20 protein-coding genes are annotated in these 23,539 nt (G+C 63.4%); 4 read left to right on the forward strand and 16 right to left on the reverse strand.

Annotation, left to right across the window (positions count from 1 at the left end; translation table 11 throughout):
* Nucleotides 1-86 precede the first annotated feature (86 nt).
* Nucleotides 87-740: an RlmE family RNA methyltransferase gene (locus tag PATSB16_RS13255; RefSeq protein ID WP_047214581.1), complete on the reverse strand. Its 654-nt coding sequence runs from the start codon at nt 738-740 to the stop codon at nt 87-89.
* A 99-nt stretch (nt 741-839) separates the two neighbouring features.
* Between PATSB16_RS13255 and PATSB16_RS13260 the strand changes: the two genes are divergently transcribed.
* Nucleotides 840-1,322 carry a YhbY family RNA-binding protein gene (locus PATSB16_RS13260; protein WP_047214582.1) on the forward strand — a complete coding sequence of 161 codons (483 nt, stop codon included), beginning with the start codon at nt 840-842 and terminating at the stop codon, nt 1,320-1,322.
* Here PATSB16_RS13260 and PATSB16_RS13265 read toward each other — a convergent pair.
* The 6 genes from PATSB16_RS13265 to PATSB16_RS13290 all read right to left on the reverse strand — a co-directional run bounded on the left by PATSB16_RS13265 (nt 1,297) and on the right by PATSB16_RS13290 (nt 8,489).
* Nucleotides 1,297-1,827, reverse strand: coding sequence for a DUF4149 domain-containing protein (locus PATSB16_RS13265; RefSeq protein WP_047214584.1), 531 nt, complete (start codon nt 1,825-1,827; stop codon nt 1,297-1,299). The two genes, PATSB16_RS13260 and PATSB16_RS13265, sit on opposite strands and share 26 nt — an antisense overlap.
* Nucleotides 1,811-2,287, reverse strand: a complete 477-nt coding sequence (greA, locus tag PATSB16_RS13270) for a transcription elongation factor GreA (protein WP_047214585.1) — start codon at nt 2,285-2,287, stop codon at nt 1,811-1,813. Before greA ends, PATSB16_RS13265 begins: the two co-directional genes overlap by 17 nt.
* 176 nt (nt 2,288-2,463) lie before the next feature.
* Nucleotides 2,464-5,703, reverse strand: a complete 3,240-nt coding sequence (carB, locus tag PATSB16_RS13275) for a carbamoyl-phosphate synthase large subunit (protein WP_047214586.1) — start codon at nt 5,701-5,703, stop codon at nt 2,464-2,466.
* Between the two features lie 17 nt (nt 5,704-5,720).
* A complete protein-coding gene (leuE, locus tag PATSB16_RS13280; RefSeq protein ID WP_047214587.1) occupies nt 5,721-6,374 on the reverse strand; it encodes a leucine efflux protein LeuE in 654 nt (217 codons plus the stop codon).
* A gap of 10 nt (nt 6,375-6,384) precedes the next feature.
* On the reverse strand, nt 6,385-7,548 hold the full coding sequence (gene carA / locus PATSB16_RS13285) for a glutamine-hydrolyzing carbamoyl-phosphate synthase small subunit (RefSeq protein ID WP_047214588.1): 1,164 nt from the start codon (nt 7,546-7,548) through the stop codon (nt 6,385-6,387).
* A 206-nt stretch (nt 7,549-7,754) separates the two neighbouring features.
* The gene (locus tag PATSB16_RS13290) at nt 7,755-8,489 is read right to left on the reverse strand and encodes a FadR/GntR family transcriptional regulator (protein WP_047214589.1); all 735 of its coding nucleotides are present in this window, start codon (nt 8,487-8,489) and stop codon (nt 7,755-7,757) included.
* Nucleotides 8,490-8,725: 236 nt separating this feature from the next.
* Between PATSB16_RS13290 and PATSB16_RS13295 the strand changes: the two genes are divergently transcribed.
* Genes PATSB16_RS13295 through PATSB16_RS13305 form a run of 3 tightly spaced genes read left to right on the forward strand, consistent with a single transcriptional unit; the run spans nt 8,726 to nt 11,656 of the window.
* Nucleotides 8,726-10,057 carry a C4-dicarboxylate transporter DctA gene (locus PATSB16_RS13295; RefSeq protein ID WP_047214590.1) on the forward strand — a complete coding sequence of 444 codons (1,332 nt, stop codon included), beginning with the start codon at nt 8,726-8,728 and terminating at the stop codon, nt 10,055-10,057.
* Between the two features lie 32 nt (nt 10,058-10,089).
* On the forward strand, nt 10,090-11,115 hold the full coding sequence (alc, locus tag PATSB16_RS13300) for an allantoicase (protein ID WP_047214591.1): 1,026 nt from the start codon (nt 10,090-10,092) through the stop codon (nt 11,113-11,115).
* Between the two features lie 10 nt (nt 11,116-11,125).
* Nucleotides 11,126-11,656, forward strand: coding sequence for an ureidoglycolate lyase (locus PATSB16_RS13305; RefSeq protein ID WP_047214592.1), 531 nt, complete (start codon nt 11,126-11,128; stop codon nt 11,654-11,656).
* Between the two features lie 15 nt (nt 11,657-11,671).
* Here the strand turns inward: PATSB16_RS13305 and PATSB16_RS13310 are convergent, their stop codons facing one another.
* The 9 genes from PATSB16_RS13310 to PATSB16_RS13350 form a co-directional block, all read right to left on the reverse strand.
* Nucleotides 11,672-12,097, reverse strand: coding sequence for a RidA family protein (locus PATSB16_RS13310; RefSeq protein WP_047214593.1), 426 nt, complete (start codon nt 12,095-12,097; stop codon nt 11,672-11,674).
* 4 nt (nt 12,098-12,101) lie between these two features.
* Nucleotides 12,102-12,542 (reverse strand): acyl-CoA thioesterase, encoded by a 441-nt coding sequence (locus PATSB16_RS13315; RefSeq protein WP_047214594.1) that lies wholly within the window; start codon nt 12,540-12,542, stop codon nt 12,102-12,104.
* Between the two features lie 11 nt (nt 12,543-12,553).
* Nucleotides 12,554-14,191 (reverse strand): AMP-binding protein, encoded by a 1,638-nt coding sequence (locus PATSB16_RS13320; protein ID WP_047214596.1) that lies wholly within the window; start codon nt 14,189-14,191, stop codon nt 12,554-12,556.
* Between the two features lie 66 nt (nt 14,192-14,257).
* Nucleotides 14,258-15,418, reverse strand: coding sequence for an acyl-CoA dehydrogenase family protein (locus tag PATSB16_RS13325; protein ID WP_047214597.1), 1,161 nt, complete (start codon nt 15,416-15,418; stop codon nt 14,258-14,260).
* Nucleotides 15,419-15,439: 21 nt separating this feature from the next.
* On the reverse strand, nt 15,440-16,303 hold the full coding sequence (locus tag PATSB16_RS13330; RefSeq protein WP_047214598.1) for an enoyl-CoA hydratase family protein: 864 nt from the start codon (nt 16,301-16,303) through the stop codon (nt 15,440-15,442).
* Nucleotides 16,304-16,331: 28 nt separating this feature from the next.
* Entirely contained in the window at nt 16,332-17,138 is an 807-nt protein-coding gene (locus tag PATSB16_RS13335) for an SDR family NAD(P)-dependent oxidoreductase (RefSeq protein WP_047214599.1), read from the reverse strand.
* Complete coding sequence (locus PATSB16_RS13340; RefSeq protein ID WP_047214600.1) at nt 17,135-19,477, reverse strand: bifunctional salicylyl-CoA 5-hydroxylase/oxidoreductase; 2,343 nt, start codon at nt 19,475-19,477, stop codon at nt 17,135-17,137. The genes PATSB16_RS13335 and PATSB16_RS13340 overlap by 4 nt, the downstream gene beginning before the upstream one ends.
* 206 nt (nt 19,478-19,683) lie before the next feature.
* On the reverse strand, nt 19,684-21,582 hold the full coding sequence (locus tag PATSB16_RS13345) for a propionate--CoA ligase (protein WP_047214601.1): 1,899 nt from the start codon (nt 21,580-21,582) through the stop codon (nt 19,684-19,686).
* 161 nt (nt 21,583-21,743) lie between these two features.
* Nucleotides 21,744-23,447, reverse strand: a complete 1,704-nt coding sequence (locus PATSB16_RS13350) for a transglycosylase SLT domain-containing protein (protein WP_047214602.1) — start codon at nt 23,445-23,447, stop codon at nt 21,744-21,746.
* Between the last annotated feature and the right edge of the window lie 92 nt (nt 23,448-23,539).

Raw genomic sequence — 23,539 nt, forward strand, 5'->3', positions numbered from 1 at the left:
CAGCTTTCATTTTAATCCACTCCCGTAGGTGCCGCCATAACGAATATTTAACCGGTCAATAGCCAAAAACTTGGCATTAGGGCCAATCATCCGGGATTTTTCAGGTTTTTGCCCAAAATGAACGTTTCCGACGATTTGTCGCGTGAGGCTTTGGGCTTGCGCGGCGCCACGATCTTGAACTGGTGCTTGAATTTCTCGACGATTTGGCTGTAGCCGCTGCCATGAAAGCACTTGACCAACAATGCCCCTTCCGGCTTCAGATGTCGTTGGGAAAATTCCAGCGCCAGGTCACAAATATGCTCGACGCGCGCCGCATCGGCCACGGCTACGCCGGATAGGTTGGGGGCCATATCGGAAAGTACAAGGTCCACTTGACGCTCGCCGAGAACTTCTTCCAACCGGCCGAGCACTTCGTCGTCGCGGAAATCCCCCTGAATGAAATGGACATCGGCCACGGGATCCATTGGCAGCAGATCCAGCGCAATGATGGTGCCGTCGATGCCCCCGTCGACGCGGTTCTTGCTGGCCGCCAGCTTATTGCGCGCATACTGGCTCCAGCTGCCCGGGGCCGCCCCGAGATCGACGATGACCTGTCCGGGCCGAATCAACTTGTCCTGTTCGTCGATTTCCTTCAATTTATATGCCGCGCGAGCCCGATACCCGTCGCGCTGCGCCATTTTGACGTAGGGGTCGTTGATGTGGTCGTGCAACCACGACTGATTAAAGCGGTTTTTTGCCATGAAACTCTAAAAACCCTGCAATTTTGCTGGATAATACGCCTTCGCGCGCCCAGCCACTGATTTTATGGGCGCTTCTCCGATTTTCTGCCGACCGCCGATATGCCTGCCCTGTCCCTTTCCCCCGCCCGCCGCGCCGAGCTGCGCTCCGAGGCGCATGCCTTGAATCCCGTGGTTCTGATCGGCGCAGACGGGCTGACGCCAGCCGTGCTCAAGGAGATCGACCTCAGCCTGAACGCACATCAACTGATCAAAGTCCGTGTTTTTGGCGATCAGCGTGATGAGCGCATCGCCATTTACGAATCGATTTGCGACCAGCTCAATGCTGCGCCGGTTCAGCATATCGGCAAGCTCCTGGTGATCTGGCGCCCGGCCGAACCCAACAAGGCGACCGACGCTCCTGGCGCTCGCAAGGGTCGTGGCCCCAAGGTGGTCACGGTCATCAAATCCAGCACCAACCCGGGTCGTCGCCCCACGGTGAGGAAGGTGGTGGTACGAGGCAACGAACGGCTGACCTCGGGCGGATTGCTCAAAAAGGCGAAAAAACGCCAGAGCAGTGTCAAGCGCCGTCAATCCGGCGCGTAGCTCCTGCGGCCGGAAGCCGCCAGATCAGCGCCAGTCCGAGCAGACTTTGCAGGACATAGAAGCCGGTCGATACGCCATGCAGCAAGCCAAAGCGAGCGGCGTAGGCGGAATGTTCGATGTCGACTCCGGCCACGGCTGCGGAGGTGCGCAATTGGTCCATCCAAGGCGCCAGCGCAAAATATCCGAACAGAACGCACACCATCATGCCCGCCACGATCCAGCGCAGCGGACGGTAGACTGCAGCGCCGCCGGGCGCTCGGGACAGTGCATTTCCGAGGAGCAACAGCAACACGCCGCAGACGATACCCAGAATCGCCTCCGAACGGAACAGACTGGCGGCCAGCGACCCGGCCGTGCGGCGATTCTCCAGTAGCGCGAACAGGGTAGGCGCCACCAGATAGCCGATGGTCCATTGACTGCCGCACCAGATCGTGGCCAGCAGACGGTACACCTTTACCGGGACGGGCCCGGCAACGGCATTGGACGATTCAGACGTAGCGGACATCGATGATCTCGTACTCGCGCACGCCGCTGGGGGCCTGCACCTCCGCCACATCACCGGCGTACTTGCCGATCAGCGCGCGAGCAATCGGCGAACTGACCGAAATCTTGCCGGTATCGAGATCGGCTTCGTCGTCTCCGACGATCTGGTACTCCACGGTCTTGCCATCCTGCAGATCCTCGAGCTCGACCGTGGCTGCGAACACCACGCGGCCATCGGCGTCCAATTGCGCAGGGTCGATGATCTGCGCTGCCGACAACTTGGACTCGATCTCCATGATCCGGCCTTCGATGAAGCTCTGCTTTTCCTTGGCCGCGTCGTACTCCGCGTTTTCCGACAAATCGCCCTGCGCACGGGCCTCGGCAATCGCATTGATGACAGCCGGACGTTCGACGGTTTTGAGTCGATGGAGCTCGAGCTTCAACTGCTCGGCTCCCTGCTTGGTCAATGGGACGGTACTCATACGCAAATTCCAAAAGGCAAAAAAATTACCGCAGCGAAGCCGCATTCGCTTTCGCGAACGCCGCTCAACCGCGGCTGTGTCAAAACAGTATAACGGGTTTAAGCACGCGTTTCAAAAAGCCGGCCGGCAGCCCGCCCTTGCTGCAACGAACCGCCGGCAGACCGGTGACGCCCGGCTTAGTTCAGGCGCGCATGCAAGCCCTGCAGATCGTAGACCTCCAGATCCTGCAGATATTTCAACCCTTCGACGGCTGCTCGCGCGCCCGAGATGGTCGTGTAATAAGTGACCTTGTGCGCCTGAGCGGACATCCGGATCGAGCGTGAATCGGCAATCGCGGTACGCGTTTCGTCGACGGTGGTGAACACCAGTGCCAACTCGCCGTTCTTGATCATGTCGACGATGTGCGGACGGCCGTCCTTGACCTTGTTGACCACTTTGACCGGAATGCCGGCCGACTCGATGGCCGCGGCCGTACCGCGCGTGGCGACGATCGGATAGCCCAGCCCATGCAACATGCGGGCAACTTCAACCGCGCGCGGCTTGTCGCTGTCTTTCACGGTAATGAGCACCGCCCCGGACGCCGGCAAGCGCGAGCCGGCGGCAAGCTGCGACTTGAACAGGGCCTCGCCAAAGGTCTCGCCCACTCCCATGACCTCGCCGGTCGAGCGCATTTCCGGCCCTAGAATCGGGTCGACGCCCGGGAATTTCACGAACGGGAATACCGCTTCCTTGACGCTGAAATACGGCGGCGTCACTTCCTTCTCGATGCCTTGCGCCTGAAGCGACTGCCCGACCATGCAGCGCGCGGCGATTTTCGCCAATTGCAGCCCGGTCGCTTTGGATACGTACGGCACCGTGCGGGACGCACGCGGATTCACTTCCAGCACGTAGACCACATCCTGCCCGTCCTGCTGCTGGATAGCGAACTGCACGTTCATCAGCCCGACGACATTGAGCGCCTTGGCCATCGCGGCGGTCTGCCGCTTGAGCTCGGCCACGGTCTGCTCCGACAGCGAGTAAGGCGGCAACGAGCACGCCGAATCGCCCGAGTGCACGCCGGCCTGTTCGATGTGCTCCATGACGCCGCCGATGAATACCTCCTTGCCGTCGGAGATGCAGTCGACATCGCACTCGATGGCATCGTTCAGGAAGCGGTCGAGCAACACCGGGCTGTCGTGGCTTACCTTGACGGCCTCGCGCATGTAGCGCTCCAGATCGCGCGGCTCATGAACGATCTCCATGGCTCGCCCGCCCAGCACGTAAGACGGACGCACGACCAGCGGGTACCCGATCTCAGCGGCCAATGCGAGCGCCTGGTCCTCGGTACGTGCGGTGCGGTTGGGCGGCTGGCGCAACCCCAGCTTGTGCAACAGTTTCTGGAAGCGCTCGCGGTCTTCGGCCGCATCGATCATGTCCGGGCTGGTGCCGATGATCGGCACCCCATTGGCCTCCAGATCCAGCGCCAGTTTGAGAGGCGTTTGCCCGCCGTATTGCACGATGACGCCAAAGGGCTTTTCCTTGTCGACGATTTCCAGCACGTCTTCGAGCGTCAACGGCTCGAAATACAGGCGATCCGAAGTGTCGTAATCGGTCGACACGGTCTCCGGATTGCAGTTGACCATGATGGTTTCATAGCCATCATCGTGCAGTGCGAGCGCGGCGTGAACGCAGCAATAATCGAACTCGATGCCCTGCCCGATACGGTTCGGCCCGCCGCCGAGCACCATCACCTTCTTGCGATCGGTCGGCTGGGCTTCGCACTCTTCCTCATAGGTCGAGTACATATAGGCGGTCTTGGTGGCAAATTCGGCCGCGCAGGTGTCGACGCGTTTGTAGACCGGGCGCACGTTCAGCGCCACGCGCGCCGCACGCACCTCGGCCGGCTTGGCGCCAAGCAGCTTGGCCAGGCGGCGATCGGAGAAACCGCTCTGCTTGAGGAAGCGCAATTCCTCGGCCGACACGCTCGACAGCGCGCGGCCCTGCAGCGCCTTTTCCTTGCGCACGATATCTTCCAGTTGCGCCAGGAACCACGGATCGATCGAGGTTTCCGCATAAATCTCCTCGAGACTCATACCCAGGCGGAAAGCGTCCCCGACGTACCAGATGCGATCCGGCCCCGGCTCGCCGATCTCTTCGATGATTTCGTCCCGGTCGACGCTCTTCTCGTCGAGCCCATCGACGCCGACCTCCAGACCGCGCAGCGCTTTCTGGAACGACTCCTGGAACGTACGGCCAATGGCCATGACCTCACCGACCGATTTCATCTGGGTCGTCAAATGCGGATCGGCCTCGCGGAATTTCTCGAAAGCGAACCGCGGCACCTTCGTCACGACGTAATCGATGGTCGGCTCGAACGAGGCCGGCGTGGCGCCGCCGGTGATTTCGTTGCGCAATTCATCGAGCGTATAGCCCACCGCCAGTTTGGCCGCGACCTTGGCGATCGGGAAGCCAGTCGCCTTCGAGGCCAGCGCCGAAGAGCGCGACACGCGAGGATTCATCTCGATCACGATCATCCGGCCATCTTTCGGATTGATCGAGAACTGCACATTGGAGCCGCCGGTATCCACCCCGATTTCACGCAGCACCGCCAGCGACGCGTTGCGCATCAATTGGTATTCCTTGTCGGTCAGCGTCTGGGCTGGCGCCACGGTGATCGAGTCGCCGGTATGCACGCCCATCGGATCCAGGTTCTCGATCGAACACACGATGATGCAGTTGTCGGCCCTGTCGCGCACGACCTCCATCTCGAATTCCTTCCAGCCCAGCAGCGACTCTTCGATCAGCAGCTCGCGGGTCGGCGACAGGTCGAGGCCGCGCTTGCAGATTTCCTCGAATTCTTCACGGTTGTAAGCGATGCCGCCGCCCGATCCGCCCAGCGTGAACGACGGACGAATCACCATCGGATAGCCGCTGCCGCCGATCTGGCGAGTGATCTCCTGCTGTACCGCGAGGGCCTCTTCCATCGAATGGGCGATCCCCGATTTGGCCGACCCCAGGCCAATCTTGGTCATCGCGTCCTTGAACTTCTGCCGGTCTTCGGCCTTGTCGATCGCCTCGGGCGAGGCGCCGATCAGTTCGACCTTGTACTTGTCGAGCACGCCATGCCGGTGCAGGTCGAGCGCACAGTTCAGCGCCGTCTGCCCGCCCATGGTCGGCAGGATCGCATCGGGTCGTTCCTTGGCGATGATGCGCTCGACGACCTCCCACGTGATGGGCTCGATATAGGTCACGTCGGCGGTGTCCGGGTCGGTCATGATCGTGGCCGGATTGCTGTTGACCAGGATGACCTTGTAACCCTCTTCGCGCAGCGCCTTGCAGGCCTGGGCACCGGAGTAATCGAATTCACATGCCTGCCCGATGATGATCGGGCCTGCGCCGATAATGAGTATGCTTTGAATGTCTGTGCGCTTTGGCATAACGATCTCGATAAAAATTAGCTCAGTGTCGCCGTCGCCAGCTTCAGGCCGAAGCCGAGGAACAGCAGGCCGACGCTGCCGGTCGCGCCGGCGCTCAGCCGGCGCCGACGGCGCAGATGCTCGGCAAGGCGTGCCCCCGCGAGAATCAGCGTGCTCAAATAGAGGAAGCTGAAAAACTGGCAAATCAGGCCAAGAATGGCAAACGACAACGCCGGATGGGCATAGGCCGGATCGACGAACTGAATGAAAAACGAAACGAAAAACAAAATCGCCTTGGGATTGAGCAGACTGATGAAAAGCGCCTTCGAAAACGGCTGCCGGTCATCCACCGGCGCCACGACGCTTTGCGGCGCGGCCGCGCGGGTCTTGCGCCAGGCCGCGCGCAGCATGTTCACGCCCAGGTAAAGCAGGTAAGCCGCGCCTGCGTACTTCACCGTGAAGAAAACCGCCGGGTTAGCCTTGAGCAACGAGGTCACGCCGGCGGCCGACAGCGTCATCAGCACCGTGTCGCCCAGGAACACACCGCACGCTCCCTGGTAGCCGCGACGCACGCCCCGCTGGGCCGCCACCGACAATACATAAAGCGAGTTCGGTCCCGGCAGCAGCACAATCACGATCACGCCGGCCAGATAGGTCCACAGATTCACAATCCCGAACGATTCGGCAAACACGGGATCTCCCTCACGCCTTGGCGGCCGCTTTCGCCGCGTCCATCAATGCAATGAAGCGGTCGAACAGGTAGCCCACATCGTGCGGCCCGGGCGATGCCTCCGGATGGCCCTGAAAACAGAACGCCGGCTTGTCGGTAAGCTCGAACCCCTGCAATGTGCCGTCGAACAGCGACACGTGCGTGATGCGCGCGTTGGCTGGCAGCGAATCGGCATCGACCGCGAATCCGTGATTTTGCGAGGTGATCGCCACGCGACCGTCGGTGAGATCCTTGACCGGATGGTTCGCGCCGTGATGGCCGCACTTCATTTTCATCGTCTTGCCGCCCACCGCCAGGCCCATGATCTGGTGCCCCAGACAAATGCCGAAGGTCGGAATGCCGCGGGCCAGAAATTCGCGCGTCGCGTCGATCGCGTAATCGCACGGTTCCGGATCGCCCGGGCCGTTGGACAGAAAAATGCCGTCGGGATTGAGCGCGAAAGCCTCGGCCGCACTGGTCTGCGCCGGCACGACAGTGACGTCGCAGCCGCGCGCGGCCAGCATGCGCAGAATATTGCGCTTGACGCCGAAGTCATAGGCCACGACCTTGAAGCGCGGCGCCGTCACTGTGCCGAAACCGGGCTTGCCGTCGCCGTTGTCGAGCCGCCACTCGGTGTCCGTCCAGCCGTACGATTCAGTCGTCGAGACGACCTTGGCCAGATCCATCCCGGCCAGACCGGGGAACGAGCGCGCCAGCGCAATCGCCTTGGCTTCGTCGGCCTCGCCGGCCAGGATGCAGCCGTTCTGGGCCCCCTTGTCGCGCAAAATACGCGTCAAGCGCCGCGTATCGATGCCGGCGATGGCCACAACGCCCTCGGCCTTCAGATACTCGGACAGCGTATGCTCCTGGCGGAAATTAGAGGACAACACGGGCAGATCGCGGATGATCAAGCCGGCGGCATGCACCTTGCCGGCCTCGACGTCCTCATGATTGACCCCCACATTGCCGATATGCGGATACGTCAGCGTGACGATCTGGCGGGCATAGCTGGGGTCGGTGAGGATTTCCTGATAGCCGGTGATGGCGGTGTTGAAAACCACCTCACCGATGGTATGCCCGGCAGCGCCGATGGCATATCCGCGAAAGACCGTGCCGTCAGCGAGCGCAAGCAGAGCGGGGGAAAAAGACGGCAGCACGGGAACTCCTGAAGGGATCACCCAGGCTGCCACCCTATCGTCCGCCGCAATGGCTTTCGCCTTGAATGCAGGCGCGCTCGGTAAGGCGCGCGGCCGGCTTCGGGCAACGGACGAAAGTTTAGGATGGGGTCGGCGCTAGGGTGAAGGTTGAGTGACTTAAACCTTAAAATTATATCCCAAAAGCCTTAATTCTCAAAGCCATAGAGTCAGGGCGCCCCCTGCGCCAGCGCTTCGTCGGGGCTCGCCTGCACGGCAGGCGGCACCGGAAAATGGATGCCGGCGCGCTGCGCCGCCCTGACGATATGGTATTCCATCGCCCGCCCGGCAGCGGCCGCGTCACGACGCTGCAGCGCCGCCAGGATTTCCACATGCTCCTGATAAGTCGATAGAACCAGTTCCCGCTGATAGAACGGCAGGCGCTGGCTTTCCATGACGATTTCGGTGCTGCCGCGCAGAATGTCGGCAATCGCCCCGTTGCCCGCCATGCCCACGATGCGCAGATGAAACGCAAAATCCAGTTGCGCGGCCTCGTCGAAGCGCCCCTCGCTCAGCGCGGTGCGCATCGAATCGACGTTATCGGCCAGCCACGCGATTTCATCGGCACTCGAGGCCAGCGCCGCCAGACGGGTCGCAAACCCCTCGAGCGCGTAGCGCAGCTGATAGGTATCGGCCAGCGAGATCTGGTCGGCAAAACGCCACGCCACGCCGGTGCGTTCGGACAGATCGCTGACATACACCCCCTTGCCCGGCCGGATCGCCACCATCCCCAACGCCTCGAGCGTCGACAAAGCCTCGCGCAATGACGCCCGGCTGATCTCAAGCTCCTCGGCCAATTGGCGCTGCGACGGCAGCATTGCCCCAGCCGGATAGACCTGCCGCTCGATCCGCTCCCGGATCGTCGCAACCGCCGCATCGGTCACCGCGTGCGAATTTGTCTTCATTCAAGCATCACCTGTCGTTGAGCACCCGTGTCTATGCCGGGCGCTATCACGCCATTGTACGACGCGCACGGCGGCCTATCACCCGGCTTCGTGCTGCGCGCCGCTCCGGCCTAGGGATATCCCGGGGCAAGAAGTTCTTGACCGTCGCATATCGAATTACTAATATCCACCATAACACAACTGGTCTGACCGGTATGATGTGTTAACCGTACAATGAAAACCGTTGGAGACAAGCCATGCCCCGCTTCCTCAATTCCCTGTTCGGCCGTGTCGTGATCGCTTTGGCGATCGGCATCGGGCTGGGCGTATTCTTCCCGCATCTCGCCGAAAGCCTGCGCCCGTTCGGCGATGGATTCCTCAAGCTGATCAAAATGGTGATCGCGCCGATCGTGTTCTGCGTGGTCGTCAGCGGCATCGCCAGTGCCGGCGACTTGAAAAAAGTCGGCCGGGTCGGCGCCAAGGCTGTGATCTACTTCGAGATCGTCACGACCTTCGCGCTGCTGATCGGCGCCTGCCTGGCTTATCTGATCAAGCCGGGCATGGGCATGAACATCGACGTCCATTCGCTCGATCCATCGGCGCTCGCCACCTACACGGAGCACGCCAAGAGCCTTAAAGACGCCGCCGCGTTTATCCTGAAAATCATCCCCAATACGGTATTCGGCGCCTTCGCCAACGGCGACATTCTCCAGGTGCTGGTGTTCTCCGTGCTGTTCGGTTCGGCGCTCTCGCTGCTGGGCGAAAAAGGCAAACCGGTGGCCAGCCTGATCGACCAGCTCGCGCAGGTGTTCTTTCGCGTCATGGGCTTCATCATCAAACTGGCACCGCTCGGGGTGTTGGGCGCGGTAGCCTTCACCACCGGCAAATACGGCGCCTCGTCGCTCGAACAACTCGGCTTGCTGGTACTGGTTTTCTATGCGAGCTGCGTGGTATTCGTCACCGTCGTGCTGGGCCTGATCATGCGCCTGGCGGGCTTCAACATCTTCAAGTTCATCCGGTACTTCCGCGAAGAGTTGATGATCGTGCTCGGCACCGCTTCCTCCGATGCCGTCCTGCCGCAGGTCATGCGCAAACTCGAATGGCTCGGCATCAAGGATTCGACCGTCGGCCTGGTCATTCCGACCGGTTACTCTTTCAACCTCGACGGATTCTCCATCTATCTGACGCTGGCGGTCATTTTCATTGCCCAAGCCACCAACACGCCGCTGTCGATGCATGACCTCATCCTGGTCATCCTCGTCTCCTTGCTGACCTCCAAGGGTGCCCACGGCATACCGGGTTCGGCGATCGTGATTCTGGCGGCAACGCTGACCGCAATTCCCGCCATCCCGTTGCTCGGGCTGGTGCTGATTCTGCCGGTCGACTGGTTTGCCGGCATTGCGCGCGCGCTGACCAACATGATCGGCAATTGCGTAGCCACCGTGGTGATCTCCTCGTGGGAAAAGGATATCGACCGGGCCCGCGCACATCGCGTCCTCAACGGCGAGCTGGCCTATGAGCCGGCCGCCCCCGCCGTGCCGGCCAGCCCGGCGGTGCCGGCGCCGCATCTGACGAAAAATGTTGTCTGACGTCAAACTCAACCCGTACCAAGGACTCACTCATGGCAGTTGTCACCCTCGACCCGAACGCACCGGAGTATGTGCGCCGCTACGTGAACCTGGCCGATCCGCGGCTGGGCGCGCAGGCCCTGTTTGCCACCGACGAATTCTTCGCGGCCAAGGAGCGCATGCTCAACCCCGAGCCGGCGGTGTTCATTGTCGGCAAATACGACGAGAACGGTAAATGGATGGACGGCTGGGAGACGCGCCGCAAGCGCACCACCGGCTACGACTGGTGCATCGTCAAGCTCGCGCGCGCGGGCGTGCTGCACGGGGTGGATCTGGACACCAGCCACTTCACCGGCAACTTTCCGCCGGCGGCCTCGCTCGACGCCTGCTACTGCCCGTCGGGCGCGCCCGACGAGCGCACCGAGTGGCACGAGATCCTGCCCTCGGTGAGCCTGCAGGGCAACAGCCACCACTATCACGCGCTGGCCGGCGAACGGGCCTACACCCACGTGCGGGTCAACCTGTACCCGGACGGCGGGCTCGCGCGGCTGCGCCTGTACGGGCTGCCGCAGTGCGACTGGGCCGCGCGCGGGGCCGACGAGCTGATCGACCTGATCGCCATGGAGAATGGCGGCACCGTGGTGGGGGTCAACAACCAGCACTTCGGGCTGGCCTCGAACCTGCTGATGCCGGGCCGGGGCGTGAACATGGGCGACGGCTGGGAGACGCGGCGGCGCCGCGAGCCGGGCAACGACTGGTGCATCATCGCGCTGGCGCACCCGGGCGAGATCGAGAAGATCGAAGTGGACACGGCGCACTTCAAGGGCAACTACCCGGACCGCTGCTCGGTGCAGGCCGCGTACGTCACCGGCGGCACGGCCGAGTCGCTGGTCACGCAGTCGATGTTCTGGCCGGTGCTGCTGCCCGAGCAGAAGCTGGCGATGGACAAGCAGCACGGCTTTGCCGAGCAGATTGCGCGGCTCGGGCCGATCACCCACATTCGCTTCAACATCGTGCCCGACGGCGGGGTCTCGCGGCTGCGGCTGTGGGGCCGGCTCGCGCGCGGCGCCAAGGCGTGAGGAGCCGGGCATGAACGAGTTGAGGATCGAGCGCCTGACGCGCGAAGCGTTCGCCCCGTTTGGCGACGTGATCGAGCTGGCCGGTGCGCGCCACTACCCGATCAATGGCGGCAACACCGAGCGCTATCACGATCTGGCCAAGGTGGAGGTGGGTCGCGGGCATGCGCTGCTGAACCTGTTCCGGGGCCAGCCGCGGCCCCTGCCGTTCGAGGTGAAGATGCTCGAGCGCCATCCGCTGGGCAGCCAGGCGTTCGTGCCGCTGGCCGACACGCCGTACCTGGTGGTGGTGGCGCCGGCCGGCGAGCTGGACGTGCGCGGCATGCGCGCGTTCGTCACGAGCGGCTGGCAAGGGGTGAACTACGCCGCCGGGGTGTGGCACCATCCGCTGCTGGCGCTGCGCCGGGTGAGCGACTTCATCGTGGTCGATCGCGGCGGCGAGGGCGCCAACTGCGACGAGCAGGATCTGCCGCAAACCTGGTGGCTCACCGAGGCCGCGCTCGAGCGCGCGCTGGCCCCGGAGGAAAGCCTGGCTCTGTGCTGAGCCACGCGCCGGGAGTCACACCGGCGTCACAGGCGTCTCGGACGGCACGACCGCCGTTACTTCGATTTCAACCTTGGCCCGATCCTCGACCAGCTCGGCCACCTCGAAAGCCGTCATGGCCGGAAAATGGCGGCCAATCACAGCCCGGTAGTGCTCCCCGATCACCGGATACGCATCCACATACTCCCGCTTGTTCGTCACGTACCAGGTCATGCGCACGATATGCGACGGCCGCGCCCCGCCCTCGGCCAGCACCGCCACGATGTTCTCCAGCGTCTGCCTGACCTGCTGGCCGAAATCGTCGCTTTCAAACTGCTGCTCGGCGTTCCAACCGATCTGGCCGCCCACGAAAATCATCCGACTGCCGGGCGCCATCTCGCACATCACGCCGTTGGCGTAGCCACGGGGTTTTGCCCAGGTGGGCGGTTGCAGCATTTGCATCGACTTACTCCACATCAAAAGAATCGTTATCGACCAGATAGCCGCCAAGCGCGGCGCGCATTTCCTCCGGCCAGGGCACCGCGCGGGCGCTCCGCAAATCCATCAGCACGATCACCAATTCGGCCTGCACACGCACGTTGCCGTCGCTGCCGGCAAAGCGGATCGCCAGGGTGGCTGAACTGTTGCCCAGCCGTTCGACCGCCACGCTGCACTCGAGCACGTCACCCAGCCGGCTTGGCGCGGCAAACCGGCATTGCACGTTGACCGTCGGAATGCCCTTGCCGAGCTCGTCGTGCAGCTCGGCAAACGACACCCCAATACCATCGGCAAACCAGTCCTCGACCAGGTCGTTCATCAGTTCGAAATAACGCGGGTAAAACACGATCCCGGCCGGATCGCAGTGCCGAAAGCGGATGGTGATCGGCCTGACAAAAGGTTGTCCCATCTTGCTGTCCCTTAGTTCTGGCGTAATTTGAAACGCTGCAGCTTGCCCGTCTCGGTGCGCGGCAGCGCATCCATGAACTGAATCGCGCGCGGATATTTATAGGGCGCGATGGTCGCCTTGACGAACGCCTGCAACGCCTGCGTCATCGCCTCGTCACGCGCATACCCCGGCTTGAGCACGACGTAAGCCTTGACGATCTGCCCGCGCGCGTCGTCGGGCACGCCGATCACGCCGCATTCGGCGACCGCCTCGTGCCGCAGCAGCGCGGCCTCGACTTCCGGTCCGGCGATGTTGTAGCCGGCCGAGACGATCATGTCGTCGGAGCGCGCCTGATACGCGTAATACCCGTCTTCGTCGGCAATGAAGGTATCGCCCGGCAGATTCCAGCCTTGCTTGACATAGTTCTTCTGGCGTTCGTCTGCCAGGTAGCGGCACCCGGTCGGCCCCTTGATGGCAAGCTTGCCGACCTGGCCCGGCGGCAGAGGGTTCATCTCGTCGTCGACGATCTGCGCGATGTAACCCGGCACCACTTTGCCGATCGTGCCCGGCCGGACGTCGGCCCCGGCGCTGGAGATGAAGATGTGGATCATTTCGGTGCCGCCGATGCCGTCGATCATCTCGATACCGGTGGCCTGCTTCCAGAGCTGGCGAGTCGCATCGGGCAGCGCCTCGCCGGCCGACACGCTTTTCTTCAGGCTGGCGATGTCGTGGCTCGCCACCAGTGGCGCCATCTGGCGGTAGAACGTGGGCGCGGTAAAAACAATCGTCGCGCGGAAGTCCTCGATCGTCTGCAGCAAGGTTTCAGGAGTCAGCTTTTCCATCAGCACCGTCGAGGCGCCGACCCGCAGCGGAAAGGTCAGCAGCCCGCCAGTGCCGAACGTAAACGCCAGCGGCGGCGTGCCGCAGAAAATATCCTGCGGGCCCGGCTTCAAAACATGGCGAGGAAACAGATCGCACATTGCCAGCACGTCGCGATGAAAATGCATGGTGCCCTTGGGCTGGCCTGTCGTGCCGCTGGTGAAGGCAATCAGGCACACGTCGTCGTCGGCCGTATCGCACGCCGTGAAAGTCTCCGGCTTGCCCGTCAGCCGGGCGTCCAGCGAGCCCGGCGAGCCATCGTTGAAATACAGCACCTGCGCCAGGTCGGCACAGTGGTGTTCATGCCCCTCGGTACGGCAGAATTCCATCTCGTCCTTCAGACGCACGTCGCACAACGCCGCGGTAATTTCCGCCTTGTCGATCATCTGCTTGAGTTCTTTGGCGCGCAGCAACGGCATGGTCGGCACGGCCACCAGCCCGGCCTTGATGATCGCCAGCCAGCAGGCCGCCATCATCAGATTATTGGGTCCGCGCAACAGCACCCGGTTGCCCGGCACCAGCTGCAGGTCATCGATCAGGACATGAGCAATGCGATCGACCAGCACGCGCAATTCGCGATAGGTCGTGGTCACTGGCCGGCCTTCGTGCACGCTATGGATCGCGGGCCGCTCGGCATGCCCCGCCGCCACCATCCTGTCGAGCAACTCGACCACGCAATTCAGGCGCGCCGGATACGTCACGTCCGGGTTGTCCAGCAGGAACTCCGGCCACTGATCGGCGGGCGGCAGGTGGTCCCGCGCATAAGTGTCGAGATGTCCGGTGCGGTGCATATCAATCTCCTTGATCGGTTGGCAGCTTTCTCGGGAGCTGTTTAACGTGAGGCGCCCGGGGCGCCCTCAGGCATCCTTGAGCAATTCGCGGGCAATGATGAGTTTCTGTACCTCGGTCGCGCCTTCGTAGATGCGCAGCGCGCGGATTTCCCGGTACAGCCGCTCGACCACGTTGCCGCGCATCACCCCGGCGCCGCCAAACATCTGCAGTGCGCGGTCGATCACGCGTTGCGCCTCCTCGGTGGCGAACATCTTGGCCATCGCCGCCTCGCGCGTGGTGCGTTGGCCTTTCACGTCGCGCAGCCAGGCGGCCCGATAGGTCAGCAACGCGGCGCCGTCCACGGCCGTCGCCATCTCGCCGAGCGCCGCCTGCGTCAATTGGAAATCCGCCAGGGTGTGCCCGAACATCTCGCGCGACTTCGCGCGCGCGACGCCCTCATCGAGGGCTCGCCGCGCAAAACCAAGCGCGGCCGCCGCCACCGACGCGCGAAAGATATCCAGCGTCATCATCGCCAGCTTGAAACCCTGCCCTGGCTCGCCCAGCAGGCAATCGGCCGGCACCCGGCAATCGGCAAAGCGCAACCGCGCCAGCGGATGGGGCGCGCATACGTCGATGCGCTCGGCAACGCTCAACCCAGGCGTATTCGCATCGACCACGAACGCCGAAATGCCGCGTGCGCCCGGCGCTTCGCCGGTACGGGCGAAAACGCAATAGAAATCGGCAATCCCGCCGTTGGAAATCCATGTCTTCTCGCCGTTGAGCACAAAGTGCTCGCCATCGCGCACCGCGGTGCATTGCATCGCCGCCACATCGGAGCCCGCCTCGGGTTCCGACAGTGCGAACGCGGCAATCGCCTCGCCGCGCGCCACCCGAGGCAGATACCGGGATTGGACTGCTGGGCGGCCGGCCAGGGTAATCGCGCCGCTGCCCAGGCCCTGCATCGCAAAGGCGAAGTCGGCCAGTCCGTCGTGCCGTGCCAGCGTCTCGCGAGCCAGGCACAGCGAACGCGAGTCGAGCTGCTCGAGCGCGCCGCCGTGCGCGGCCGGCACGCAGTATTTCAGCCAGCCCGCCGCACCCAATTGACGCACCAGCGCCACGCAGGCCGCATCGGTGTCGCCGTCGTGATCGACGTGCAACTCGCGTGCGCACCAATCGTCCAGCGCTACGGCCATGGCGCGGTGCGAATCATCGAGAAACGGCCAATCGAGAAACTGCGTATCGCTCATCGTCTGGATCTCCTCGCCGCCTCAATCGCCCTGGAATACCGGTTTTTGCTTCGCCACGAAAGCTTCGTAGGCACGCCGGAAATCCTCGGTCTGCATGCAGATGGCCTGCGCCTGCGCTTCGGCTTCGATCGCCTCGTCGACACCCATCGCCCATTCCTGGTGCAGCAGTTTCTTGGTCACGCCATGCGCGAAGGTCGGCCCGGCCGCCAGTTGCGCGGCCAACGCCTGGGCTTGCGCGAGAACCTGGTCGCCAGCGTGCAAGGCGTTGAAGAAGCCCCACTGCAAGCCCTCCTCGGCGCTCATCGAGCGCCCCGTGTAGAGCAGCTCGCTCGCGCGGCCCTGCCCGATCATGCGCGGCAGCAAGGTGCAGGCGCCCATGTCGGCACCAGCCAGACCCACACGGGTAAACAAAAAGGCGGTCTTGGCCTGCGGCGTGCCCAGCCGCATGTCCGAGGCCAGCGCAATCATCGCGCCGGCACCTGCGCAAATACCGTCGACCGCGCTGACGATCGGCTGGGGGCATGCGCGCATCGCCTTGACCAGGTCGCCGGTCATGCGCGTGAATTCGAGCAGTTCCGGCATGCGCATTTGCGTGAGCGGCCCGATGATTTCATGGACATCGCCGCCCGAACAGAAATTGCCGCCCGCGCCGCTGATCACCACGACCTTGATATCGGTGGCGTAGGTCAAATTGCGAAACAGATCGCGCAGCTCCGCGTAGGAGTCGAACGTCAGGGGGTTCTTCTTCTCGGGCCGGTTCAGCGTGATGTGCGCAATACTCGGCTTGCCGTTCGCGTCGGCGGCGACCGACCAGAGAAAATGCCTGGGTTGATAGTCCGCAAACGGACGCTTGTGGTGCGCCATGGTGAGGGCCACATCGCTCATCGGGAAAGCCTCCAATAAAAATTCGGGATCAGCCGACCATCACTTCGCCGCCGGCCACCGCAATCGCCTGCCCGGTGATCGCTTGCGCGCTCGGCAGGCACAGCCATGCCACGGCGTCTGCCACCTCATCGGGCTGCACCATGCGGCCCTGCGGATTGCGGCGCGTCAGTTCCTCGCGCGCCTGGGCTTCGCTGCGGCCGGTTTTGGCAACGATGTTGGCGACCGCCTCCTGCACGATGTCGGTTTCCGTATAGCCCGGACACACCGCATTGACCGTGACGCCGCGCTTGGCGACTTCCAGCGCCAGCGCGCGGGTCAGGCCCACCACGCCGTGCTTGGCCGCGCAATAGGCCGCGACATAGCCGTAGCCGGTCAGCCCGGCGGTGCTGGCAACGTTGACGATGCGTCCCCAGCCTGCTTCGAGCATCGCCGGCAGGGCCGCCTGGGTGCAGTGGAACGTGCCGCTGAGGTTGACATCGAGCATGCGCTGCCAGAGCGCCGCCTCGGTTTTCAGAAATGGCGTCGCGGCGGCCTGGCCCGCATTATTGATCAGCAGCGATACGGGTCCGAGGGCGGCTTCGGCCTTGGCGAAGGCAGCCCGCACCGTCGATGCGTCGGTCACGTCGGCCGTCACGTAGATGGCTTCGCCGGTCTCGCGCAGCGCGCGCGCGCCTGCCTCCAATGTGTCGACCGAGCGGCCGAGCAGCGTAATGCGGGCACCATGCGCCTGCAGACGGCGGGCAATGGCCGCACCGATGCCGCGCCCCCCACCGGTGATCAGGGCATGGCGGCCCGCCAGGGCCGGCGCCGTGCCGGAATTTGTCGATTGGTTCATTTGCCGATTTGCAGCGCATATTGCGCCGCGCGCTCCAGGTTGGTTTCAAGTTGACGCTTGCCGGCGACATATTGATTCGGCCAGGCGATCTCCTTGTAGCCGATCTTGGCGGCCTCGTGCAAGGTCCAGAATGGGTCGGCCAGATGAGGCCGCGCCAGCGCGCACAGGTCCGCGCGCCCCGAGGCGATGATGCTGTTGACGTGATCGGCCTCGAAAATCGCCCCCACGGCGATGGTCGGAATATGCGCCTCGTTGCGCACCCGATCGGCGAAAGGCGTCTGGAACATCCGGCCATAGACCGGCTTTTCCGCCTTGCTGACCTGGCCCGACGAGCAATCGATCAGATCGGCGCCGGCCGCCTTGAAGGCGCGCGCAATCGCCACCGCGTCGTCGGCGGTGATGCCGCCCTCGACCCAGTCGTGCGCCGAGATTCTGACCGACATCGGCTTGTCGCTCGGCCACACGGCGCGCACCGCATGGAACACTTCGAGCGGATAGCGCAAGCGGTTCTCAAGGCTGCCGCCATAGCTGTCGGTGCGATGGTTGGTCAGCGGCGAGATGAAACTCGACAACAGATAGCCGTGCGCGCAGTGCAGTTCGAGCCAGTCGAAGCCGGCCTCGTGCGCGCGCCGTGCGGCCGCGACGAAATCGTCCTTGACGCGCGCCATGTCCGCTTCGTCCATCGCGCGCGGCGTTTGCGAGACACCTTCGATATACGGCAGCGGCGAGGCCGAAATCAGCGGCCAATTGCCGGCGGCAAGCGGCTGATCGATCCCTTCCCAGGCCAGCCGTGTCGATCCCTTGCGCCCGGCATGGCCGATCTGCATGGCGATCCTGGCCTCGCTGTTGGCATGCACGAATTCGACGATGCGCCTCCAGGCCGCCGCCTGCTCGTCATTCCACAGACCCGGGCAACCCGGAGTGATGCGCGCATCGGGCGACACGCACGTCATTTCCGCCACCACCATGCCGGCGCCGCCCAACGCGCGGCTGCCCAGGTGGACCAGGTGGAATTCGCCCGGCACGCCGTCGCGCGCCGAATACATGGCCATCGGCGACATCACGATGCGGTTCTTCAACTGCACGCCGCGCGCCTGGAACGGGGTAAACATCGGCGGAATCACCTGTTGCGATGGCCGGCGCTCGACGCCGGCACGGCGCGCCAGCCAGTCCTCATAGGCCTCGACGTACTGCTTGTCGCGCAGCCGCAGGTTTTCGTGCGAAATCCGCTGCGAGCGCGTCAACAGCGAATAAGCGAATTGCTCCGGCTCGAACTCGGCATAACGCTCGACGCTTTCGAACCATTCGGTGGAGTTGCGCGCCGCGTTCTGGATCTTGAGCACCTCGACGCTGCGAATTTCCTCGTACTTGCCCAGCGCATGCGGCAGGTCGTCGGTACCGAACTCACGGAAGCAATCGGCCAGTTGAATGGCGTCCTCGAGCGCGAGCTTGGTGCCCGAGCCGATCGAGAAATGCGCGGTGTGGGCTGCATCGCCCATCAACACCACCGGCACCGATTTACCGTCGAGTTGATTCCAGTGCACCCACGTATTGCAGATCACGCGCGGGAACCGGATCCAGATGGCCGAGCCGCGCAGGTGCTTGGCGTTGTTGAGCAGCTTGTGCCCGCCCAAATATTTGGAGAACAGGCGCTCGCAATAGGCAATGCCGTCGTCCTGGCTCATTTCGTCGAGCCCGGCCTTTTTCCAGACATCTTCCGGCGCCTCGACGATGAAGGTCGACGTTTCATCGTCGAACTGATAGGCATGCGCCTGAAACCAGCCATGCTCGGTTTGCTCGAACGCAAAGGTAAACGCATCGAACCGCTGATGCGTACCCAACCAGACGAAACGGCATTTGCGTACGTCGATATCGGGATGGAAGGTGTCTTGGTAGCGCGTGCGGATGCGGCTGTTCAAGCCGTCCGAGGCGATCACCAGGTCGGCGTCGTATTGCCGGGCGATTGCCTGGTCGTCGCTCACCTCGTTTTCGAACACCAGTTCGACGCCAAGCGCCTCGCAGCGCGCCTGCAGAATATTGAGCAGCTTTTTGCGGCCAATGCCGATGAAACCGTGGCCGCCCGAGCGCAGCGTGCGGTCCTTGAAGTGAATATCGATATCGTCCCAGTGATTGAAAGCGGCGTTGATCTGCTCGGCGCTCTCGGGATCCGCCGTCACCAGGTTGTCCATCGTGGCGTCGGAAAACACCACCCCCCAGCCAAAGGTGTCATAAGGGCGATTGCGCTCGATCACCACGACGCGATGGGCCGGGTTGCGGCGCTTCATCAAAAGCCCGAAATACAAGCCTGCCGGGCCGCCACCGATGCATACGATGTTCATTGCGCTTCCTCCATCTTGGCTGGACACTGGGCCGGCCTGGACGGCGCGGCGCGGCGCGTTTAATTAATCCATAAATATTTTATGCTTAAAATAATAATCCAAAGTGTGGCCGGATACAAGCCCCGCATGCGGGAGGCTCTCGAGATACTCGCCCGACATGCGATCATGCCAGGCACGCGGTGCGCATCCTGCGTCCGGCGCGGGCCTCAACCGGCCTGCACGGCGTCGCGAATCAGCTGCAGCGCGGCAGGGTCCTCGATCGTCACCAGTTCGCCGGTGTGCCGCCCTTCGCAAATGGCCTGGATGGCGCGGCGCAGCAATTTGCCCGAGCGCGTCTTCGGCAGCAGCGCGACGAAGCGAATGCGCGCCGGCCGCGCGATGCCGCCCAGTTGGTGCTCCACCAGCCGCATCAATTCGCCTTCCAGCGTCTGGCAGTCGGCCGCAGTTGCAACTCGCTCGGCATGGCGCACGACCGCGAAGGCCATCGCCACCTGCCCCTTGAGCGCATCGCTCACGCCGACCACCGCCACCTCGGCAATCTCGGGGTGGCTGGCCAGACTCTCCTCGATCTCGCGCGTGCCGAGCCGGTGCCCCGCCACGTTGATCACGTCGTCGGTGCGCCCGAGAATGAAATAGTAGCCATCGTCGTCGCGCATGCCCCAGTCGAAGCTCGAATACAGCAGCCGATCCGGCACGGTCGACCAATACGTCTTGACGAAGCGCTCGTCGTCGCGCCACAGCGTGCTCATGCACCCGGGCGGCAACGGTCCGGCGATCGCCAGCACGCCCTTTTCGTTGGCCCCGCAATCCTGACCGGTGGCCTCGTTGACCAACCGCACGTCGTAGCCGAACACGGGCAGCCCCGGCGAGCCGTATTTGCCCGGCAGATCCGGCTCGACGCCGCGTGCCAGCGCCAGGATCGGCCAGCCCGTCTCGGTTTGCCAGTAGTTGTCCAGGATCGGCTTGCCGATGCCCTCGTTGATCCAGTGCGCGGTCGGTTCGTCCAACGGCTCACCCGCCAGAAAAACCCGCTGCAGGTGCGACAGATCATATTGAGTGAGGTAGGCCGGATCCTGCTTCTTCAGCATCCGAATCGCGGTCGGCGCGGAGAACATGATGTTGACCTTGTGCCGCTCGGCGATGCGCCACCATACCCCGCCGTCGGGCTTCACGGGCGTGCCTTCGTACATCACCGTCGCCATGCCGGCGATCAGCGGCCCATAGACGATGTAGCTGTGCCCGACCACCCAGCCGATATCGGAGGCGGTAAACATCGTGTCGCCAGGCCGGCCGCAGAAAATGGCTTTCATGGAGGCAGCCAGCGCCACCGCATAGCCGCCGGTGTCGCGCTGCACTCCTTTGGGCTTGCCGGTGGTGCCCGAGGTATGCAGCACGTAAGACGGCTCGCTCGATTCCAGCCAGACGCACGGCACCTCGGCGCCGAGATGTTGCTCACGCAAGGCGGCGTAGTCCAGATCGCGCCCCGCCACATGCGCCATCGGCGCCAGGCCGCGGTCCACCAGCAGCACGCGCTCGGGTTTGGCCGTGGCCAGCTCGATCCCCTCGTCGAGCAGCGGTTTGTAGGGAACGACTTTGCCGTTGCGCGAGCCGGCGTCGGCCGACACGATCACCTTGGGCGCCACGTCGTCGATGCGCGAGGCCAGGTTGGCCGCGGCAAAACCGCCAAACACCACGGCATGGATCGCACCGAGCCGCGCGCAGGCCAGCATCGCGAAGCAGGCTTGTGGAATCATCGGCATGTAGATCAGCACGCGATCGCCGCGCCCCACGCCCTGCGCCCGCAGGCTCGCCGCCATGCAGTTGACCTCGGCATGCAGTGCGGCGAAGTCGTACACCTGCTCCTGCCCGGTTTCGCTCGAGACCCAGATCAGCGCGGGCTGTGCGGCGCGCGCGCCCAGATGCCGGTCGACGGCGTTATGGCACAGATTGGTGCGACCGCCCACGAACCACCGCGCAAAGGGTGGCCGGCTGTAGTCGAGCACTTCGGCAAAAGGGGTTTCCCACTCGATCAGGCTGGCCTGCTCGCGCCAGAATCCGTCACGGTCGGTCAGCGAGCGGACGTAGAAATCGTGGTAAGCACCCATGCGTCTCCTCCATTTTTTTGATCGATATGGCACGCAGTCTGCGCTGACGAGCTTACGCCCATCTTACCGCCAACCCGCGGCTGCGCAGCGGTTTCGGACACGACAAAAAAAACGCCGCGGACAAGCCGCGGCGTTCAATTCGATGCGCAGTATCACGCAGATCAGCGCTCCGCAGTTCGCAACGTTTTCTCGAAGCGACGTTTGGATCTGTCAGCCACAGCGCGCTTGGCGGTCGCCTTCCGATCTTTCTCCCTGGCGCTCACCGCCGGCGCGCCATGTCTGCTGCCTTTTCTGCTGGCTACCTCTTTTCTCTTGGACTCATGCCGCACCGTGGCTCGTTTTGCCACTTCGCGCCTGACCACCTCGTGCTTGACAGTGTTGCGACGCGCGGCTTCACGCTTGGTCACGGGGCGATGCGAACTCACCGTGCGCCTCTCTGTCACCGCGCCCGCCACGCGGCGCTCGGGCGCCCCGCGCACCATCAGCACGAGCGTCTGACCGGCCCGCAACCCATTACCCCGCATGCGATTCCAGCGCTTGATTTCGAGCTCACTCACACCATAGCGCCTGGCCACCGCGCTCAACGAGTCGCCACGCCGCACGCGTACGGCCACCCTGCGCACGGGCGGTACTTCCGGCTCCAGAGCCAGTACGGCATTGTCAGCCACGGTCGAGCTGATGTCCCGATCATTCTCGCCGGTACGCGGCACCAGAATGGTCGATCCGGCCTTCATGCGGAATCGCGGCGGAATGCCGTTGACCGAGCGGATCGTCGATGCCTCCACACCCAGCCGCTTGGCGATCACCTCAGGCGACTCGGCGCGTCTGATTGTATAGGTGGTCCAGCTCGATAACGGCTTCTTGTAGCTCTTGAGCTGCTTCGCGAAGATGTCGGCGTTATCGAACGGCAGCAGAATCTTCGATTTCGTCGCCCCCAGGATCACCGGCTTCTTGAACGCCGGATTGAGCGCCCGAAACTCGCTCAGCGGCAGATCGGCCAGGCGCGCGGCCAGCGCCACGTCGATATCGTGAGAGGTCGTCACACTGACGAAATAGGGGTGATTCGGAATTTCCGGCAGCTTCACATCGTAGAGCGCGGGGTGCTCGATGATGTTCTTGATCGCCTGCAGCTTCGGCACGTATTCGCGCGTCTCGGTGGGCAGGCGCAGGCTCTGGTAGTCGGTCGGCAAGCCCTGTGCCTGATTGCGCGCTATCGCGCGCTGCACGTTGCCCTCGCCCCAGTTGTAGGCGGCCAGCGCAAGGTACCAGTCGCCGAACATATCGTGCAGGTTCGACAGATAGTCCAGCGCCGCGTCGGTCGAGGCCACCACATCGCGGCGCTCGTCGCTGAACATGTTCTGCTTGAGGTTGTAGGTCTTGCCGGTGCTCGGGATGAACTGCCACATGCCCGCGGCCTTGGCGGTCGACAGCGCCTGCGGATTGTAGGCGCTCTCCACGAACGGCAGCAGCGCCAGCTCGGTCGGCATGTGACGCTTCTCGAGCTCCTCGACGATATGGAACAGGTAGCGGCTCGAGCGGTTGACCATACGCTCCACGTACTCGGGGCGAGCCGCGTACCACGCCGTGCGTTCCTGCACCAGCGGGCTGTCCAGATCGGGGATCGCGAAGCCACGGCGGATGCGGCTCCATAGATCGTTATCCTGGTGATCGCCATACGACAGATTGTCGAGCGAGTCCTTGTCGACGTCGATCGTCTGGTCGCTGGAAACTTGCTGTTTGGAAGAACTGGAGAGAGCCGAAGCGGAGGAAGTACTGCTTTGCGCTGTCGAAGTGCCGGAACCGGGCGGCGCGCTAGCACACGCTGCCAATACCAGCGTCAGTAGCAGGCTAACGATAAGACGCATTGATTATTCTCAATGTTGACGGCTTCTTACTGGAAAATTTCAAGGATGGTAAGGAAACCCTCCTTGCGCGTCAACCATTTTTGCCTGATTTT

The organism is Pandoraea thiooxydans (assembly GCF_001931675.1).
Classification (GTDB): domain Bacteria; phylum Pseudomonadota; class Gammaproteobacteria; order Burkholderiales; family Burkholderiaceae; genus Pandoraea; species Pandoraea thiooxydans.

Bases quoted from the DNA above. Each gene is read 5' to 3' on its own strand.
- PATSB16_RS13255 (WP_047214581.1), bottom strand. From the start codon at position 740: ATGGCAAAAAACCGCTTTAATCAGTCGTGGTTGCACGACCACATCAAC.
- PATSB16_RS13260 (WP_047214582.1), top strand. From the start codon at position 840: ATGCCTGCCCTGTCCCTTTCCCCCGCCCGCCGCGCCGAGCTGCGCTCC.
- PATSB16_RS13265 (WP_047214584.1), bottom strand. From the start codon at position 1,827: ATGTCCGCTACGTCTGAATCGTCCAATGCCGTTGCCGGGCCCGTCCCG.
- greA (WP_047214585.1), bottom strand. From the start codon at position 2,287: ATGAGTACCGTCCCATTGACCAAGCAGGGAGCCGAGCAGTTGAAGCTC.
- carB (WP_047214586.1), bottom strand. From the start codon at position 5,703: ATGCCAAAGCGCACAGACATTCAAAGCATACTCATTATCGGCGCAGGC.
- PATSB16_RS13290 (WP_047214589.1), bottom strand. From the start codon at position 8,489: ATGAAGACAAATTCGCACGCGGTGACCGATGCGGCGGTTGCGACGATC.
- PATSB16_RS13295 (WP_047214590.1), top strand. From the start codon at position 8,726: ATGCCCCGCTTCCTCAATTCCCTGTTCGGCCGTGTCGTGATCGCTTTG.
- alc (WP_047214591.1), top strand. From the start codon at position 10,090: ATGGCAGTTGTCACCCTCGACCCGAACGCACCGGAGTATGTGCGCCGC.
- PATSB16_RS13305 (WP_047214592.1), top strand. From the start codon at position 11,126: ATGAACGAGTTGAGGATCGAGCGCCTGACGCGCGAAGCGTTCGCCCCG.
- PATSB16_RS13310 (WP_047214593.1), bottom strand. From the start codon at position 12,097: ATGCAAATGCTGCAACCGCCCACCTGGGCAAAACCCCGTGGCTACGCC.
- PATSB16_RS13315 (WP_047214594.1), bottom strand. From the start codon at position 12,542: ATGGGACAACCTTTTGTCAGGCCGATCACCATCCGCTTTCGGCACTGC.
- PATSB16_RS13320 (WP_047214596.1), bottom strand. From the start codon at position 14,191: ATGCACCGCACCGGACATCTCGACACTTATGCGCGGGACCACCTGCCG.
- PATSB16_RS13325 (WP_047214597.1), bottom strand. From the start codon at position 15,418: ATGAGCGATACGCAGTTTCTCGATTGGCCGTTTCTCGATGATTCGCAC.
- PATSB16_RS13330 (WP_047214598.1), bottom strand. From the start codon at position 16,303: ATGAGCGATGTGGCCCTCACCATGGCGCACCACAAGCGTCCGTTTGCG.
- PATSB16_RS13335 (WP_047214599.1), bottom strand. From the start codon at position 17,138: ATGAACCAATCGACAAATTCCGGCACGGCGCCGGCCCTGGCGGGCCGC.
- PATSB16_RS13340 (WP_047214600.1), bottom strand. From the start codon at position 19,477: ATGAACATCGTATGCATCGGTGGCGGCCCGGCAGGCTTGTATTTCGGG.
- PATSB16_RS13345 (WP_047214601.1), bottom strand. From the start codon at position 21,582: ATGGGTGCTTACCACGATTTCTACGTCCGCTCGCTGACCGACCGTGAC.
- PATSB16_RS13350 (WP_047214602.1), bottom strand. From the start codon at position 23,447: ATGCGTCTTATCGTTAGCCTGCTACTGACGCTGGTATTGGCAGCGTGT.